A 236-nucleotide genomic window follows, 5' to 3' on the forward strand; every position below is an offset into this window, starting at 1 on the left:
AAGGGACTTTGCAACTAGCTGCAACTAAGATGCGAGAAGAGACATTAAAAAACTCTCGACTGTTTAAAGGCATATCAGATGGAACCACTACGCTAACTAATACAAGTTATGGTAGTGGCTATTTTGATGGAGTGAAATTAGGTGGGGTTAGGATCGATCTTAATGTGATTTGTGGAGAAAATCGATGCTCTCAAAATTCTGATGGTTCATATACATATTATGGTGATGATAATTTA

General features: G+C 36.4%; 1 protein-coding gene. It reads left to right on the forward strand.

The annotated features are described in order from the left end of the window. Positions 1-29 precede the first annotated feature (29 nt). Positions 30-236: hypothetical protein (locus tag BN3349_RS12175; RefSeq protein WP_370738140.1), on the forward strand; the 207-nt coding region annotated here is incomplete at its 3' end.

It is taken from the genome of Necropsobacter massiliensis (genome assembly GCF_000827595.2).
Classification (GTDB): domain Bacteria; phylum Pseudomonadota; class Gammaproteobacteria; order Enterobacterales; family Pasteurellaceae; genus Necropsobacter; species Necropsobacter massiliensis.